This window comes from Nocardiopsis alkaliphila YIM 80379, assembly GCF_000341005.1.
In the GTDB taxonomy this organism is placed as follows: domain Bacteria; phylum Actinomycetota; class Actinomycetes; order Streptosporangiales; family Streptosporangiaceae; genus Nocardiopsis; species Nocardiopsis alkaliphila.
On sequence record NZ_ANBD01000001.1, the window covers coordinates 20685 to 37036 of the forward strand.

The window sequence follows — 16352 nt, forward strand, 5'->3', positions numbered from 1 at the left end:
GCACGGACGCCCCGAGACCGAGGGACGTTCGACTCTTCTTGCCGGGGGCCGTTCCTGTTCGCGAAAAACGGTCGAAAACGGGCATGAAATCCTGTGGGCGTCCGGGTAAGTCAGGCCCGCCCTGGGGAGACTGTAGGACACCCGACGATGACAGTCCTTCCCCCGACGGCCGAGGAGGATGCCATGTCCTTGAGAGAGCACGAGCGGAGGATTCTCGCCGAGATCGAGCGGAGACTCAGTGAAGACGCTCCAGAACTCGCCGATCGTCTGGGGTCCTTCAAAAACGAGGATCCGGATGTTCCCACCGACCTGGGACTCCGGAAATGGCGCCCCTGGGTGGCCTGTGGCCTGATCGCGGCGGTCACCGCGGCACTATTGGTCCTGTTGTTCGTTCTCACACCGAGCGCGCCCCAACCACAGGAACCCCGACCAGGGGGGACTTCTGAGAACAGCGAGAGCACCGACACCACCGAACCCGATCCGGTCCCGGAAGGAGAGGCCGTGGAAAGACCACCCGAACCGGTCGGCTGAGGCGTGGGACCGAAGCAGTGGAGCCGGACCCAGGCGAGGTCGCACCGACTCGGAACGGGTGGTCAGCTCGGGGACGGGTCAGTCGGCGAAGCTCTCGACCCTGGTCACCGTGGCGCCCGTGGGACCGGCGGTGTAGGTGTAGTGGACGAAGCCGACGCTACCGTCGTCGTTGGCCACGCTGCGGATCACCGTGATCCCGGAACCCGCGGGACCGGCGAAAGCACCATGACCGTCGAAGAACGCGCCGGCCGACGCGAACGCGGGGCTGCCCAGGGCGACACCGAACGCGAGGAGGGCCGTGGTGAGCACACGGCGGTGAAGGGCCATCGGGTCATTCCTCCCGTGGAGAGACCGTGATCGACGAAGAGGGCCCGCGCGGTGATGTGAGTATCACCGCACGGGCCTCGCGGAAGGTCAGAAGGCGCCGCTCACGATGCTGCCCTGGCCGGCGCCGTGCGGGCCGGCCCAGCTGTAGTCCTTGTGGTAGAAGACGCCGCCGTGGTGGGCGTGGTGCTTCCCGCCCTTGGCGGATTGACGGTCCTTGCCGTCCCAGGCGACGGAGGTGACACTCCCCTTGGCCGCGCCCTCCGGGCCGGCGACGCTGCCGTTGGCGTGGAAGAAGGTGTCCGCCATCGCCACGGCGGGGGCCCCGAAGGCCAAGGCGGGAACGACGAGGGCGGTGAAGGCGAAGCGAGTGACGAGCTTGCGGTTCATGCAGAATCCTTCCGGCAGGGCCGTATTTCCCGCGATGGGCGGAATGCGGGCCCGAGATATCGTTAACAACATCACCGTGGGTGATGCATCGGTTACGTATCCCTCGGGGGCGATGTATACACCCTGTTCATTCGCTTTATTACCTAAACTTAAATTGGTCTTAAGTGGAATGAATTTTCCTCACGATGGCACGTGCCGTGCGCCGTGTCCCGTTCCTTCTCTGCTAGCCCTGCGTCCTCCCGATGCTTTCTTCCTGTCGAGTCGGACGTATGTACCGAGCAGGGGTGGGAGTGTTTTTGTTTTCCGTATTGAATGGAATGCACTGATGAAGTATCGGGTTCTTCCCGGTTTGAATTTGATTGGATGGATTCATCACCGTGCCCATGACAAGGGCCCCGTTCGGATCGATCCGAACAGGGCCCTCGTTCTCGTAGGACCTACAGGGCGTTGGTGAACTTGGCGGCCAGTGGGCCGGCCACGGCCGAACCGCCGCCCCCGCCGTCGACCACGACGGCGAAGGCCACGTCGCCCTTGTACCCGACCATCCACGCGTGACTGGGCAGTTCGTCGTCCTCGTCGGCGTCCTCGGCGGTTCCGTACTCCGCGGTGCCGGTCTTACCGAACACCTCACCCTGGAAGCCGACGTCCTTGGCGGTGCCCTCGGTGATCACCGCGCGCATCATCGGCCGTAGTGCCTCGGCGTTACCGATCACGTTGGGTTCGGGCAGGTCCTCCCTGGCCGGTTCGGTGACCAGCACCGGGTGGCGCCACGACCCGTCCGCCACGGCGGCCGGTACCGTCGCCATGTGCAGCGGCGAGGTGAGGATCTGGCCTTGGCCGATGCCCTGGGCACCCATCATGGTGCTGCTGTCCACTGGCGGGAAGCTGGGCTCGTGGGTGGTCACACCGATGTCCAGTGGCGCGTTCATCCCGAACTGTTCCGCACTGGCCAGCATCATCTCCGGAGACAGGCGCTGTCCGATCTCGTCCACCAGGGCGGTATTGCAGGAGGTCGCGAACGCCTCGGTCACCGACTGCTCGCCGTACTCGGCACCACCGGCGTTACGGAAGGGCCAGCCACCGAGGTCGTACTCCTCGGGACAGTTCATGGTGCCGTCCACCGACAACCCGTTGTCCAGCAGTGTGCTGTAGGTGACGATCTTGAACGACGAACCGGGCGGGTACTGGCCCTCGAAGGCCCGGTTGAACCCGCCGGGCACGTTCACCGCCGCCAGGATCTCCCCGGTGGAGGGGCGGATCGCCACCATCCCGGCCGGGTCGTCGGCGTCGATGATGGCGGCGGAGGCGGCGTTCTGGACGTTCATGTCGATGCTGGTGGTGATGGACTCACCGTCGGACCCATCCAAGGTGACCACGGTGTTGTCCTCGGTGGCCTCCAACGAGTCGGGCTCCTCGGCCTCGGCGGCGTCCACCATCACGATGGTGGTGGCGGCCTCACCGGCCAGCCGTTCCTCGTAGGTGCGCTGGAGACCGGTCTTGCCGATGGTGTCGCCCACGCTGTAGGCCGGGCCCAGGCGCTCCACGTCGTCCGCGTCGGCCTCTCCCAACTCGCCCACGATCATCTGCAGTGAACCGGAGACGTCCGGGGTGTCCAGACGGGTGCCGTCGGCGGCCTGGATCTGACCACGCTCGCCCCAGACCGCGGTGCGTGCCAGGACCTGTCCCTCACCCAGGCCGGGATAGGCGACCTCGGGAGAGAACTCCACCCACCATTGACCGTCTTCACGCAGCAGTGGAAGCTCACCCTCCCAGCCCCAGTCGCCGGCGTTGGACATCGAGACCGTCACCTCGTAGGGGGCACTGCCGGTGCCGCCGTCGGTGACCGGGGCGCCGATCTCCACCTCGACGGAGGACAGGCCCAAGCCGGCGTCGATCCCACCGAGGACCGCCTCGGCGTCGCCGCCCCTGGTGACCGCCGCGAGTCGAGCGTAGTCCTGTTCCTCCCAGGCGGCCTCGTACTCGGCGGTGGCCTCACCGGGTTCGGGCAGGGTGTAGACGTACCAACCCGCGACGCCACCGACGATCGCCAGCACGACCACGGTGGCGATCACGCCGATGAGCAGCCCGCGACGCTTCTTGCGGGGCTCCGGGGCGGGGTCGTAGGCATCGTCATGGGGGTCGTGCGGTCCTCGGGGTCCCTCGGGTCCGCCTGGACCACCGAAACCATCAGGGTCACCAGGGCCGCTGTAGAGGTACTCGAAACCCTCGCCGTGGTCTTGGTCCTCGTCTGGCCCGGAGCGTCCCTGATCGGGTGACGGGGGGATCGACCCCGGGTAGGGGGTGTCGTTCCCGTAGGTGGGTTGTCCCCGATAGGGCGTCTGCCAGGCCTCCGCGGAAGCCACGGGGTGCGCCGAGGGCTCGCCTTGGTCCTGCTGGGTGGGATGGGGCTCGACGGGTCGCCGGCCGTGGGCTTGGCCGTGCTCGTCCTCCCCGGTGTTCTGGGCACTTTCCGGAACGGAACCGCTCCGACTCCGGTGGGCACCGGCGCCGGGTGCGTCCTGGCCCTCGCGGCCTTCCGGGAAACCGGCCTCCGGAGCGTTCCAGTCGCCCTGGGCACCCCAACCGTCCTGGATGGTGGGTCCGGGGTCGAGTGCTCGTTCCCCGTCGTTTCGAGCGTCGTCGGCGTAGGAGGCCGCTTCGGTGGGCGCCTCCCACCGGGGCTCGTGAGGTTCGGGGACAGAAAAGGGGTCGGCCGCCTCGGGCGGGGCCCACGAGTGAGCACTGGCACCGATGGGTCGGTCTTGGTGCTCCGGTCCAGCGGCCCGGGAGCCCTGGGCGGGCTCTCGCGGCGATTCCCAGGGCTCCCGGGATGGTTCCCAGGACTCTCGGGGCAGTTCCCAGGGCTCGGTCATGGGGTCCTGTGAGGCGGCCACGGAGTCCTGTGACCCGGTGGGGGGACCGGGCTCGGACGGTACGGCGGAGCCCTCAGAGCGTGCGGGTGTGAAATCGAAGCCACCGGTGTCCTTGGGGCGGGCTCCAGAAGGCCGCTCGGGGATGCGGTAGGGGTTCTCCGGGCGCGTTCGGCGCGCTCTCGTGCTGTCCGACCGTTCGTCGGGTGGTCCGGAGGAACCCGGCTGCCTGGGGGGCCGCTCGTCCACGCCTGACCGTCCTTCGTTGTGTTTCCTGACAAGAGCACGATGCCCCGCTCCCACTTCGGTGGGAGCGGGGCACGAAGATGATGGCCGGCGTGGCGGTCGCCTCTCGGCGCGGGGCACAACGGGGCTCCTGACCATCCGATTCATCCCACCCCAAGGGGCGGGTGCCGGACGCGGTATTCCGCGAAGGCAATAGGTGAGGCCCGGGGGACACTTGCTACCACACCGACCAACAGTGACTCTAACCCATTTGCCCCGGAGGTTGTTCCACCGATTCGAGGACAGACACATGTGCAATCTCACGGTGCCGCGAAGGGCACGGATGGGTAAAGAACGAAGGCCGGTCCCGCAGAGGGGCGCGGGACCGGCCGGGAACATCGCACTAGACCTGGCGTGCGATCTCGGTCTGCTGCTGCCTGGTGAGTAGCTTGAGGCGCTTGCGACCGCGTTCGGCGCCGAGCTCCTCCTCCTTGGCCTCGATACGCTGCCAGCCCTCCCAGGTGGTGTACTCGACACCGCGCTCGGTGAGCAGGCTCCGGAAGGCGACCGGGTCGGGCTCGACGGCGGGGGTGAGGGATGCGCGGTCGGCGACCAGGTTGGTGACGGTCTCCAGGGCGTCCCCCTTGGTGTGACCGATCAGTCCGACCGGACCACGCTTGATCCATCCGGTGGCGTACACGCCGTCGATGGGCTCGTCGTCCAGGTCCAAGACCCGGCCCTCGGAGTTGGGTACCACGCCCCGCTCCTCGTCGAAGGGCAGGTCGGCCAAGGGCGAGCCCAGGTAGCCGATGGCGCGGTAGACGGCCTGGACCTCGGTGTCGACGTACTCGCCGGTACCCCTGACGTTGCCGTCGCCGGTGAGTTCCATGCGCTCGGTGCGCAGACCGGTGACCTTGTCCTCACCCAGGATCTCCACGGGTGCGTGCAGGAAGTGCAGGTGCAGGCGGCGTTCGGCGCCGCGCGGATCGCGGATGGCCCAGTTCTGCAGGACCTTGACGTTGGTCTTGACCTGATTCGATTCCTCGCAGGCCTTGAGGCTGCCCTCGTCCATCTCGAAGTCCTCGGCGTAGACCAGGACCTCCACGCCGGGCTGCTTGTCCAGTTCGCGCAGCTCCATCGGGGTGGCCTTGCACTGAGCGATACCGCGGCGGGCGAAGACGTGCACGTCGGTGATCCGCTTGGCGCGAAGGCCCTCGTAGACGTTGTCCGTGATGTCGGTGGACAGTAGATCGTCGGCGTCCTTGGCCAGGATGCGGGCCACGTCGACGGCCACGTTGCCCGCACCGATCACGGCGACGCTGGTGCCGTCCACGTGCCAAGACGGGTCGACGTCGGGATGGGAGTCGTACCAGAAGACGAAGTCGGCGGCACCGTGACTGCCGGGCAGGTCCACACCGGGGATGTCCAGTGGGCGGTCACGGTCGCTACCGGTGGCGAAGATGACGGCGTCGTAGTGACGACGAAGGTCCTCGAGTTTGAGGTCCACGCCGTACTCGACGTTGCCGTAGAAGGTGATCTCGGGTTTGTCGAGGATCTTGTGCAGTGCCCCCTGGATCTGTTTGATCCGGGGGTGGTCGGGGGCCACTCCGTAGCGGACCAGCCCATAGGGAGACGGCAGCTTGTCGAGGATGTCGATGCTGACGGACGTGTCGCACGCGGACAGGGTCTCGTCCTTGGTGAGCAGGTCCGCGGCGTAGATACCCGCCGGGCCCGCACCCACGATTCCCACTCGCAGTGGTCGCGTCATCGCACAGCTCCAAGTCTTCGCGCCAGGGTCGGACGCCATTAAAAGGTAAGGCTTGCCTAATCTATCCGGTGTGTCCACCGGGAAAACCCACTATAAGGGTAGGGAATTACGCTCGCTCCGCCAGGGGAGCCGAGGGCGTCCTTCGGGTCCTTCCGTGTCCAAGGGCAGGCCGGGAGGCGGATTCGCGCTCGCCGAACGATCCCTCGCTAGAAGGTCAACGCCCCGTCAAGGGCGAATCAGCCCAAGTCGAGTTGTGGGGAAAATCACCGTCGTTCCAGCTCGGCCTTGACCGAAGCGGCGAACCTGGGTACCTGCTCTTGGCCCGACAGCTTGGCGATCGCGTCCATGATGGCGTCGGTCGCCTCCCTGCGGGGGCGGGCCTTGTGCGCCTGCCCCTTCCACGGGGACAGGTCCACCGGTTCGCCGAAGCGTACCCCCACCCGATTGAGCGAGGGCATCTTACGGCCCGGCGGCAGGATGCGCTCGGTGCCGGCCAGGGCCACCGGCACCACCGGGGTGGCGGTGGTCAGGGCCAACCAGGCCAGGCCGGTCTGTCCCTTGTACAAGCGTCCGTCGGGGGAACGGGTGCCTTCGGGGAAGATTCCGAAGACCTCTCCGCTCTTCAATACGTCGAGGCTGTTGTCCATGGCCTCTTGGGCGCTCTGGCCGGGGCGGCGATCCACCGCCAAGGGGCCCAGGGCTCGAAGGGTTCGTGCCACGGCCTTCTTCATCAGCGTGCTCTCGTCGAACAGTTCCTGCTTGGCGATGAAGCGCACCTGCCTGGGGCAGGCCACTCCGATGAAGAGGGGGTCGATCAGCGCCAAGTGGTTGGCGGCCAGGATGACCGGACCGCTTCGGGGGACGTGGTGTACGCCCTCCACCCGCTGAGGCCAGACCACGCGGCTGGCGGGTGCGACGATGGCCTTGGCCGCTCCGTACATTGACACGATGGAGTCGCCCCTTCTCGGTGGGTGAAGGCGTGCTGTCGGGGGTGTCCGGGTCGACCGGAGGGTCCGGGGCCCGCGACGGTGTCCTCGAGCTTAGCGGGATCCAAGGGCGGGATGCGGGGTGAGGGCGGCTCGCGGGCCGAGGGATGCCCGGGACTCCGTGCCATTGTCGTGACCTGAGCCACAGGCGCTAGGGTTTATGGTCTAGACCTCTGACCCAGGTCAGGGAACCTCTTTCCGATGCGAGCGAGGAAACACAGCCATGCCGAAACTGGTCGACGTCAGCCACCAGATCACCGACGGAATGACCACCTGTCCGGGGCTGCCCGAACCGGTGATCAAGGAGAACACCACCGTCGCGGGCGAGATCCCCGGACACGGCGACAGCAGCGGTCGTGTCTCGATGGTCGGAGCGACCGGAACCTACGTGGAGATCCCCGCACACCCCTACCGCGACGCCGCCGGTCCCGCGGACCTGGAACTGGAACGGGTCGCCGACCTGCCCGGGGTCGTGGTCGACGCCACCGAGACCCACAGGATCGGCCCCGAGACCTTCGCCGGACTCGACCTGCGCGGCCGCGCCGTCCTGATCCGTACCGGCTGGGACCGACACTGGCGCACCGAGACCTACGGCACGCACGAGCACCCTCATCTGACCGAGACCGCCGCCAAGACACTGGTCCAGGCCGGGGCCGTCCTGGTCGGCATCGACTCGATCAGCGTGGACGACACCTCACCCGCGACCGAGGGGGCCCGACCGGCCCAGGCCGTCCTGCTCACCGCCGGCCTGCCGATCGTCGCCCACCTGTGCCTGCTGGACCGACTCCCCACCGAGGGTTTCACCTTCTACGCGGTTCCCGCCAAGGTGCGTGGACTCGCGGCCTTCCCGGTCCGGGCCTTCGCCCTGCTCGAAGGAGCCTGAGCGAAGGTTCCCGAGCGGGCCTCACAGGTCGGCGTCCACGTCGTATCGGGCTCGGCGCCGTTCGCGTCGGGCCCGACGCTCGGTCTCCTGCCGGGCCGCCCGTTCGTCCAGCGCCACGGCACTGGTCATCGCGTTGGACAAGGCCCGAAGCTCCATGTTGATCCGGGGGTGGGAGGGCAGCCGGGGCAACGCTCCCAACCGTGGAGTCCGACGTTCCTCTATCGCCGAGATGAGCTCCTGGAAGGCCAGATCCACCCGTTGCAGGGTGATGACGCCGACCGGTTCGGGGACACGGTCCTGGGATAGCGCGGACAGGGCCAGGTAGCCGATGCGTTGGGTGGCCACCACCACCGGCCACAACGGCCGGGTGGAGGCCGCCCGTGGGGCGTCCCCCAGTGCGCTCTCGTACACGCCACGCAGGCTCACCGTGGCCGCGCGCATGTCCCTGCGCAGTCGGTAACGGCGTGCCTCGGTGATCTCCGCGTCCTGGTCGAGCACCGCCGACATGCACTGGCGGGTGCGTTCCAACACGTTGGCGATGGCCTGCGGCAATCGGGTCGCCGAGGCCTTGCGCCACAACAGCAGGGCGCCCGCCAGGCCGAAGGCCGAACCCACCAGGGTGTCGACGATCCTGGATTCGGCGAGGTCGGCGAGGGGATGAGGATGGGCCGTGTGGGACAGCATCAGTGCCATCGGGGTCAACAACACCGAGGCGTAGAAGAAGTTACGGGCCACCACCAACTGGGTGGCGCCCTGCAACAGACCGGCCAGGACGATCACCACGGCCAATGGCGGTGAGAGCATGAGCAGCCCCACTCCGGCCAACACACCCAGCAGGGTGCCCAGGGAACGCTGTACCGAACGGTTGAAGGTCAGGACCACGCTACCGGCCTGCAGCACCGAAGTGGCGGTCAGCGCCACCCAGTAGTAGTGATCCAGCCCCATCCACAGCCCGAACATCCCGGCGGCGGTCACCGTCAGCCACATTCGTAGCGCGGTGGGGCGGATCAGCGAGTCCTTGCTCAGGCTGGAGCGCAGGGCGTTCAACAACGCGGGGTAGCGCTCATCGTGCAGGTCGGCGGAGCGCTCGTCCTCCTCGACGTCCTCGTCTTGGGCGCTGCGCCGCGCGGCCTGGGCGGCCCGAGCCAACAGGCCGTACAAACGGGACTCCAACGAACGCGGCCGCATGCCGCGACGCAGCTCGTGCAGGGAGTCGGGATCGGGGGCCTGGGCGGGGTCGGCCACGGCCGGCGCCATCCGGTCGGCGAACTCCGCGGCCTGTTCGGGCAGGGCCGTGGTCCGCGCGATGCACACCTGGGTCGCCGCCAGGTGCACGTCGGAGACCCAGCGCAATAGCGCGCGCAGCCGGGCGGCCTCGGCGGTGGTGCGGTAACCGCGGGTCTGGCCCAACAACACGATCCGCCAGGCTTCGGCCACCGCAACCGACGCCTCGTGCTGGGCGTGGTCGAGCTCGGGGGTGCCCACGGACCGCAACAGGGTGGCCAAGGCCCGAAACGCCTCGGCCACCGCCTGGTACTCGGGGTGACGCGCCCGCAGTAGGGCTCCGGACATCGACACGGTCCAACCCACCGCGGCGCCCAACGCGGCGATGAGAGCGTGCAGGAGGACCTCGGACACACCCCCGGGGGCGATGGTGGAGATGCTGGCGACCAGGACGAAGAACATCGGACCGGGTTTGTCCACCCGCCAGGCCGCGCACACCCAAGTGGCCAGACCGGCGGTCAGCCCGATGGAGACCACGGCGGCCCACGGGGAGAGCGCCGAGGCCAGGGAGTTGACGGCCACCGCCGTGACGAACCCCAGGCCCACCAGGGCCAAGGCGGCGGCGCGGTAGGAGTAGGGGGTCTTCTTCTCGTACAAGACGGTCATGGACCCGAGAGCGGCCAGGGTGCCGACCTGGGGGCCCAAGAGTGCCGTTGCCAGGGCGAAGGAGGTCGTCATCGCCACGGCCGCGTACACCGCGGTCCGCCACGCCCACCGGCCGGCCTCCAGCCCGAAGAGGGCCTTCAAGTTCATCCGAGGGGTGGGTCGCTCACCCACGATCGCCCGTTCGGGGCCCCTCGTGCCCTCGCCCAGGGACATCGGTCCGGTGTCACCGGTGGTTCCCAGATCTCGCACGGGCCCCATCCTAGGTCGAGGGGTCCTTGTGCACGGGGGCGGAGGTCACCGAAGGGGTAGGGGCGCTCAGGCGGAACCGGCCTCCTCGCGCCGGCGTTCGCGGAGGGCCTTCAGTTCCGCTTCGGCGCGTTCGGCGCGTTCCAGGGCCCGATCCCTGGCCTCCTCGGCCATCGCCAACCGTGCCGCTCCGGCCTCGCGGGCCTCGACCAGGGTCGTTTCGGCGCTGCGGCGCTGAGTGTCCAGTTCGGCGATGAGTCGCTCGCGGTCCGCGTTGGAGCGCTCCAACTCTGCGGTCAGGCGTCGTCGCTCGGCCTCGGCCGCGGCCCGGTCGGACTCCAGCAGGCGGTGGCCGCGCTCCAGCTCGGTGTCGAAACGCGACCGCTCCGACTCCAGGTCCCGAACCGCCCGGTAGGCACGCTCTTCGGCGCTCTTCGCGCGAGCGCGGGCCTCAGCGGCGGCCCGTTCGGCCTCCTCGCGCAGACGTGACTGTTCGACGAGTTCGCTGCGTGCCCGTTCGGTTTCGCCCTGGGCTCGGTCCAGGCGGAGCGCCGCCTCGGTGCGCTCACGTTCGGTCTCGGCGCGTGCCCGCTCGATGGTGTCGGCGATTCGGCGTTCGGCGGTGGCCAGCCCGGCGTTGGCCTCGGCCACGGCGGCGTCCCGCTCCAGGACCGCGATCCGTGCGCGTTCGGCCTGCGCTCGACTTTCGGTCTCGGCGGTGTCCCTACGACGCAGAGCCTCCTCCGCGATGCGTTCGGCCTCCTGGGTGGCGGCCACGGCCGAGGCGGTGGCCGCCTCCGCGGCGCGTCGAGCCGCTTCGGCCTCCCGCCGACGGTTCTCCGCCTCCAGCCGGGCCGAGTCGGCATCGGCTACACGACGGGAGGCTTCCAGACGGGCCGCCTCCACTTGTGCTTCGGCGGCGGCCGGGTCGGACATGGTGGAGAAGGCTTCGGTGGCCGCGTTCAACGTCGCGCTCAGCTGTTCGGTCTGTACGGCGAAGCGGATCAACAGGTCGTCGGCGCGCAGCCGGGCTGCGCTGACGGGTTCGCCGGCCTGTGAGATGGCGGTGGGGTCGTTCTCCCGCTGCTCGGCGCGCACCTGACTCTCGGCGTTCTCCGCTTCCTGAGCCAGCCGTTGACGTTCCTTCCACGCCCGCCACCGCGTGTGCTCGGGCAAGTCGCAGTATTGCGGTGGGCGCCCGGGGGAGGACCCGCGGGGAACTGGTCGGGTACAGCCGGGAAAGACACAGGTGTTGGAGTCGGAGGAGGCCACGGGGCGAGCGTAGCGCCTTCCGTCCGGAGCGTGGGCGGGTGTGTCGCGCTCGAGGGTGGAGCGGACGGGGAAAGCCCCCGCGCGGGACGTGGGTGAGACCGCGCGGGGGCCGGTTCGGGGGAATCGATGCGGGTCCAGGTCCTGGCTCGGCGAACCACGGGGTGCCGTTCGAGTGCCTGTCTCTCCGGCGCCTGGACACGCCACGGCGAAGCCGAGGCGCTGAGAACGGTGCCTAGTCGTGGGCACCGAAACCGTTGACGCGGCAGACCATGGTGGTGATGAAGGGGCGGAAACCTTCCTGCTCCAAGAACGTGATGTCCTCGGAGGCCGTGGCCAGCGCGGAGAATTCGATGTCCCGCACACCCATGCCGGCCAACTGTCGGCGGATCTCCTCAAGGAGCTCCGAGCCCACGCCGGTGCCGGTGTACTCGGGGTCGATGGCGAAGGTCTGCACGACCGCGACGCGGTCTCCTCGGTCCCAGCTGCCCTGGGCGCTCTCGCGCAGGGTCACCATCGCGTAGCCGGCCAGGTCTCCCTCGTGCTCGGCGAGGATCGCCATCGTGTCGGGGTCGGCGAGCCAGGCCAGGTACTGGGCGCGGCGACGACGCCAGGACTCGTCCAGGCTCACGGCGCCGATGATGTCCTCGAGGTGGGAAGCGGTCACCGTGTGCTGCTGGTGGAGGGCTCCCCACAGGTCCGCCAGTTCCTCCACCTCGTGGGAACCGAGGTAGCGGAAGCTGAGAACTCCGACGTCGGTCGGTCGAGTTTTGGTCATCAGCGAAGTTTGCATTTTCTTCTCACCCGTTTCACCAGCTTGAGTACTGGGCCCCCTGGGAGCCGCTCGGCGCGGATCCGTGGTTGAGCTGTGGGTCTGACTGTACGCGTCGATAACAGAGGGGAAGGGTGCGACACGAGGAAAAACTGCACATCTCGCCGCAATTGAAGAAAAAAAGAAAATCTTTCCTCTTGATGGTTTCTTTGGATGTGGGGCGGGCGGCAGGGGGGTGTGTACCGAATCACCCAGAAACAACCCATCATCGGATCGAAATCACATCGAAGTCCTACCGCCCTGCCATAAGTTGGGGTCCATGATCGATGTCCGGCGCTTGCAGCTCCTTCAAGCCCTCGACCACCATCGCACGGTGGCCGCGACCGCGGAGGCGCTCAACGTCACACCCTCGGCGGTCTCCCAGCAGTTGGCCGCTTTGACCCGCGAGGACGGGACTCCTCTGGTGGAACGGCAGGGGCGCCGTTTCCTGTTGACCGGCGCCGCCCGGGTGCTCCTCAAGCGTGCCCCCGTGATCTTCGCGGAGATGGAGCGCGCCGCCTCCGACTTGGCCGAATACGCCGATGGTGACCGAGGCGTCATTCGGGTGGGCTCTTTCTCCACCGGTATCAGTGATCTGCTCGCCCCCGCTTTGGCCCGGCTGCGCCACAGCCACCCGGGCTGGAGCTTCGAGGTCGTACAGGCCGAACCCGAGGACAGCGCCGAAATGGTCCGCTCGGGTCGGCTGGACGTGGCCGTCACCATGTCCACCGGTCACCTGCCCCCTGCGGGCCACCCCGACTTTCGCAGCGATCCGGTCATGGTCGAACTCTTCGACGCGATCCTGCCCTACCAACACCCCCTGGCCACTCGGACCAGCCTGCACTTGGCCGATGACCTGGCCGGGGAGGACTGGATCATGTCCGCTCCAGGCACCGCCTGGCACGCCTGCGTGACCGGCGCCGCCAACCAGGCAGGGTTCCAGCCGCGCGTGGTGCACACCGTCGACGACTTCAGCGCGGTGTTCTCCATGGTCCAGGCGGGCCTGGGGATCGCGCTGATGCCCCGGCTGGCCTGGACAGGACAGAACCACCCCCAGATCGTCGTTCGCGGGGTGCGCGAGACCGCGCGTCGCCACGTCATCATGCTCTCCCGGGCCGGGGCCACCCCCGAGCCCCTGCTCACCGCGGTTCGTGAGGCCGCCAGCAAGGTTCCGGTCCCCTCGGTGGGCCCCTTCGCCATCGCTGGTTGATGGGGTTTCGGGCTCACCAGGGCAGGGTCGGGACGTCGTCGAGTACGCCCTCGGCCGCCTGGTGCAGATAGGAGGCCACCACTCGGATCGGCCGCCAGGACCAGCCCCCGGTACGTCCGGCCAGGAACACCTGGCGCACACCGCCCAACTCGCCCAACGGGGCGTGGGCCACCCCGCGCCGGGTCGTCGTCGACAGGCGCGGCACGACCCCGACCCCCAACCCGGCGGCCACCAGTTCCTCGAACAATTCCAGGGTGTCGATCCGGTGCACTATCCGCGGGGTGAAGCCGGCGTCGGCGCACATCCGCTGTACCAGCGCCTCCTCGTCACCCCGATAGGGGCTGGCGATCCAGGCTGCGTCGGCCAGTTCTCGCAGCCGACGTCTGGTCAGGGTGCGACTGTCCGCCCCATGGGAGGGCTGGGACAACAAGAGCCCTTCGGTTCCCACTGGATGAACCCTCAGCGTCCCCGGGAAACGTCGGGGGAGAAGACTGTATTGGTACACCACTCCCAGATCGGCCCCACCGTCCTGCAACAGGGTCAGTGCCTGTTCCGACTCGTGTTCGGTCAGATGGATGTCGATGCCGGGGTGGTCGCGTCGCAGGCGGCGTAGCGCCGGGAGCACGATCGGGGCCGCCGAGGTGTACATGACCAGGTCCACGCGCCCCATCGGGGCGCCCTCGCCGGCGAATTCGGAGCGGGCCGCCTCCACCCTGGCCAGGATGTCCACCGCGTGTTCGGCGAGCCTGTGACCGGCGGGGGGGAGCCGCACCCGACGTCCGTCGGGAACGAGTAGGGGCACCTTCGCCTCCCTCTCCAAGACGGCGAAGTGTTTGGAGACCGCGGAGGTGCTCATGCCCGTGACCTCGGACACGGCTGCCATGGTGCCGAGTCGGTCCAGTTCCACGAGCAGACGTAGCCGAGTGAAATCCATCAACCAAAAATACATGGTTCATCCACCATCAGTCCGTGGACAGAAACGAACGGCTTGGATGCAATGGTCGGGTGATCCCCTCCTTCCTCACCTCGCGCCGCCGTGCCCGTTTCCAGGTCCCGGCCCCCCTCATGCTGCTCATCGGCATGTTCACGCTGCACACCGGCAGTGCGCTCGCCGTCACCGCCTTCGAGCACGCCGGTCCGGCCACCGTCACCTGGCTCAGGCTCGGCTGGGCGGCACTGCTGCTGACGATGCTCGGTGGTCGCTCCCTGTGGCGGGCCGTGCGCGCGGCGACGCGACGCGAGCTGGGTGCCGTGGTGATCCTGGGCACAGCGAGCGCGGGGATGATGCTGTTCTATTCCGAAGCGACGGCCCGCATCGAACTCGGCACCGCCACCGCCATCGAGTTCCTGGGCACCCTCGTGGTGGCCGTGGCCGCCATGCGCCGTCGCCGTGAACTCGTGTGGATCCTCGCCGCCGTGGTCGGCGTGGTGTGCCTGACCCGTCCCTGGCAGGGTGAGCTGGACCTGGTCGGCGTCGCCTTCGCGCTCGCCGGCGCGGTATGCGTGGTCGGCTACATCATCCTCACCCAGAAGGTCGGAGCGGGTTTCGGCGCCATGCACGGGCTGACCCTGTCGATGATCGTGGGCACCGTGGTCACCGCCCCACTGGGCGCCCCGGGGGCCATCGCCGACCCGAACCTGGAACTGATCGGCTTCACCCTGCTCATCGCCCTGCTGTTTCCGATGGTGCCGTTCCTATTGGAGATGGTCGCCCTGCAGCGGATGGGTCGGACCGCCTACAGCACCTTCTCCAGCCTGGAGCCGGCCGTGGCCCTGGTGATGGGAATGATCGTCATCGGTCAGGCCCCGGTCACCGTTCAGTTGGTGGGTATGGGCCTGGTGGTGGTCGCCGGCCTCGGAGCGGCCCGGGGCGACCGTGGGCCCGGCCCGGCCCTTCCGGAGAAGAAGGTGGTGCGCCTGCGCCACGCCAGGACGGGTTCGGGGGTGGAGGAGGGTGCCCACCGGCCGCGCACCCCGTTCCCCGAACCCGAAAGGGCCGGGGGGCGGGGTCAGGGACACGGCCCCGTACCGGAGTTGTTCTAGGGGTTCTCGGCCGGAGGCACCGCCACGCCATCGGCGATGTCGCGCAGCGCCCGCACGTGCTGTTCGAAGGCCTTGCGGCCCCCTGCGGTCAGGGTCAGCGAGGTGCGGGTGCGGCGCCCCACCCGAAACTTGCTCACGGCCACGTATTCGGCCTCCTCCAAGGTGGCGATCTGCTTGGACAGCACCGAGTCGCTGACCTCCACCAGATCGCGCAGCACCCGGAACTCCACCGAGGTGGCCGAGGCGAGCGCGGCCACGATGGAGAACCGAACGGGGGAGTGGATGACCTCGTCCAGTCGACTGCGCGGGTGACTCACCGGGCCCTCCCGGCGCGGCGCAGGACGATCAGGCCGGCCCCCGAGGTGGGGATGGCGCTCAGGAGGGCCATCGGCACCCACCAGAGTGGCTCGCCCTGGAAGAAGATCATGCCCACGACGATCGCCAGAGAGTAGATCACGCCCCATCCGGCGATGCCCCAGGTGTGCAGCTTGCCGTAGTGCAGTGGCTTGACCGGTTGTTTGACCATGTAGAGGCTCAACAGCGACAGTGCCAGGGCGAAGAAGGACGTTCCGACGATCACGCCCATGACCGAGTCGCTCAGTCCCATGGACAGGAGAAGGGTCAGGCTGACGACTCCGTAGCCGATCCCGTAGACCGCGTACCAGTGGCCCATCGGGCGGACCTTCTTCTCCAACGCCTGGGCCTGTTCGAGGGCGTCCCAGGCTTCTTCTCTGCGCATGTGCGCACCTCCCGTGGTCATCGTGTTTCTACGTTGACACTAACTTTCCATGTTGGCAAGTAATTTCCATGGTGATCCCTGGCGGTGGATCGACAGCCGGGAGCTCTGCGGGGACGTGACGCATCCCCCGTTGTTCCAAAGCGCGTGCGCACCGGCGAATGCACTAA

General features: G+C 68.2%; 15 protein-coding genes. 4 read left to right on the plus strand and 11 right to left on the minus strand.

What is annotated here, in order from left to right:
* Window positions 1-183: 183 nt before the first annotated feature.
* Window positions 184-531, plus strand: a complete 348-nt coding sequence (locus D472_RS0100100; RefSeq protein WP_017602462.1) for a DUF3040 domain-containing protein — start codon at window positions 184-186, stop codon at window positions 529-531.
* Between the two features lie 78 nt (window positions 532-609).
* Here D472_RS0100100 and D472_RS0100105 read toward each other — a convergent pair whose 3' ends face one another.
* The 5 genes from D472_RS0100105 to D472_RS0100125 all read right to left on the minus strand — a co-directional run bounded on the left by D472_RS0100105 (window position 610) and on the right by D472_RS0100125 (window position 7055).
* On the minus strand, window positions 610-858 hold the full coding sequence (locus D472_RS0100105) for a hypothetical protein (protein WP_017602463.1): 249 nt from the start codon (window positions 856-858) through the stop codon (window positions 610-612).
* A gap of 87 nt (window positions 859-945) precedes the next feature.
* The gene (locus D472_RS0100110) at window positions 946-1245 is read right to left on the minus strand and encodes a hypothetical protein (protein ID WP_017602464.1); all 300 of its coding nucleotides are present in this window, start codon (window positions 1243-1245) and stop codon (window positions 946-948) included.
* A 437-nt stretch (window positions 1246-1682) separates the two neighbouring features.
* On the minus strand, window positions 1683-4364 hold the full coding sequence (locus D472_RS0100115; RefSeq protein ID WP_017602465.1) for a penicillin-binding transpeptidase domain-containing protein: 2682 nt from the start codon (window positions 4362-4364) through the stop codon (window positions 1683-1685).
* 379 nt (window positions 4365-4743) lie between these two features.
* Window positions 4744-6090, minus strand: a complete 1347-nt coding sequence (locus D472_RS0100120; protein WP_017602466.1) for an FAD-dependent oxidoreductase — start codon at window positions 6088-6090, stop codon at window positions 4744-4746.
* A 281-nt stretch (window positions 6091-6371) separates the two neighbouring features.
* Entirely contained in the window at window positions 6372-7055 is a 684-nt protein-coding gene (locus D472_RS0100125) for a lysophospholipid acyltransferase family protein (RefSeq protein ID WP_026117228.1), read from the minus strand.
* Window positions 7056-7317: 262 nt separating this feature from the next.
* Here D472_RS0100125 and D472_RS0100130 point away from each other — a divergent pair, with 262 nt between their 5' ends.
* Window positions 7318-7977, plus strand: a complete 660-nt coding sequence (locus D472_RS0100130; RefSeq protein ID WP_017602468.1) for a cyclase family protein — start codon at window positions 7318-7320, stop codon at window positions 7975-7977.
* A gap of 21 nt (window positions 7978-7998) precedes the next feature.
* Here D472_RS0100130 and D472_RS0100135 read toward each other — a convergent pair whose 3' ends face one another.
* From D472_RS0100135 to D472_RS0100145, 3 genes are all read right to left on the minus strand, one after another.
* Window positions 7999-10125 (minus strand): FUSC family protein, encoded by a 2127-nt coding sequence (locus D472_RS0100135; protein WP_017602469.1) that lies wholly within the window; start codon window positions 10123-10125, stop codon window positions 7999-8001.
* A gap of 57 nt (window positions 10126-10182) precedes the next feature.
* Window positions 10183-11385 (minus strand): coiled-coil domain-containing protein, encoded by a 1203-nt coding sequence (locus tag D472_RS0100140; RefSeq protein ID WP_026117230.1) that lies wholly within the window; start codon window positions 11383-11385, stop codon window positions 10183-10185.
* Window positions 11386-11617: 232 nt separating this feature from the next.
* Window positions 11618-12160, minus strand: a complete 543-nt coding sequence (locus tag D472_RS0100145; protein WP_017602471.1) for a GNAT family N-acetyltransferase — start codon at window positions 12158-12160, stop codon at window positions 11618-11620.
* 313 nt (window positions 12161-12473) lie between these two features.
* On the opposite strand from D472_RS0100145, the gene D472_RS0100150 reads away from it, so the two are divergent.
* The gene (locus D472_RS0100150) at window positions 12474-13403 is read left to right on the plus strand and encodes a LysR family transcriptional regulator (RefSeq protein ID WP_017602472.1); all 930 of its coding nucleotides are present in this window, start codon (window positions 12474-12476) and stop codon (window positions 13401-13403) included.
* 13 nt (window positions 13404-13416) lie between these two features.
* Here D472_RS0100150 and D472_RS0100155 read toward each other — a convergent pair whose 3' ends face one another.
* The gene (locus D472_RS0100155) at window positions 13417-14337 is read right to left on the minus strand and encodes a LysR family transcriptional regulator (protein WP_017602473.1); all 921 of its coding nucleotides are present in this window, start codon (window positions 14335-14337) and stop codon (window positions 13417-13419) included.
* A 71-nt stretch (window positions 14338-14408) separates the two neighbouring features.
* Here D472_RS0100155 and D472_RS0100160 point away from each other — a divergent pair, with 71 nt between their 5' ends.
* Window positions 14409-15446 (plus strand): EamA family transporter, encoded by a 1038-nt coding sequence (locus D472_RS0100160; RefSeq protein WP_017602474.1) that lies wholly within the window; start codon window positions 14409-14411, stop codon window positions 15444-15446.
* On the opposite strand, the gene D472_RS0100165 is transcribed toward D472_RS0100160, so the two are convergent.
* Both D472_RS0100165 and D472_RS0100170 read right to left on the minus strand, forming a co-directional pair.
* The gene (locus tag D472_RS0100165) at window positions 15443-15763 is read right to left on the minus strand and encodes a winged helix-turn-helix domain-containing protein (protein WP_017602475.1); all 321 of its coding nucleotides are present in this window, start codon (window positions 15761-15763) and stop codon (window positions 15443-15445) included. The genes D472_RS0100160 and D472_RS0100165 overlap by 4 nt on opposite strands.
* Window positions 15760-16185 carry a hypothetical protein gene (locus tag D472_RS0100170; protein ID WP_017602476.1) on the minus strand — a complete coding sequence of 142 codons (426 nt, stop codon included), beginning with the start codon at window positions 16183-16185 and terminating at the stop codon, window positions 15760-15762. The genes D472_RS0100165 and D472_RS0100170 overlap by 4 nt, the downstream gene beginning before the upstream one ends.
* Between the last annotated feature and the right edge of the window lie 167 nt (window positions 16186-16352).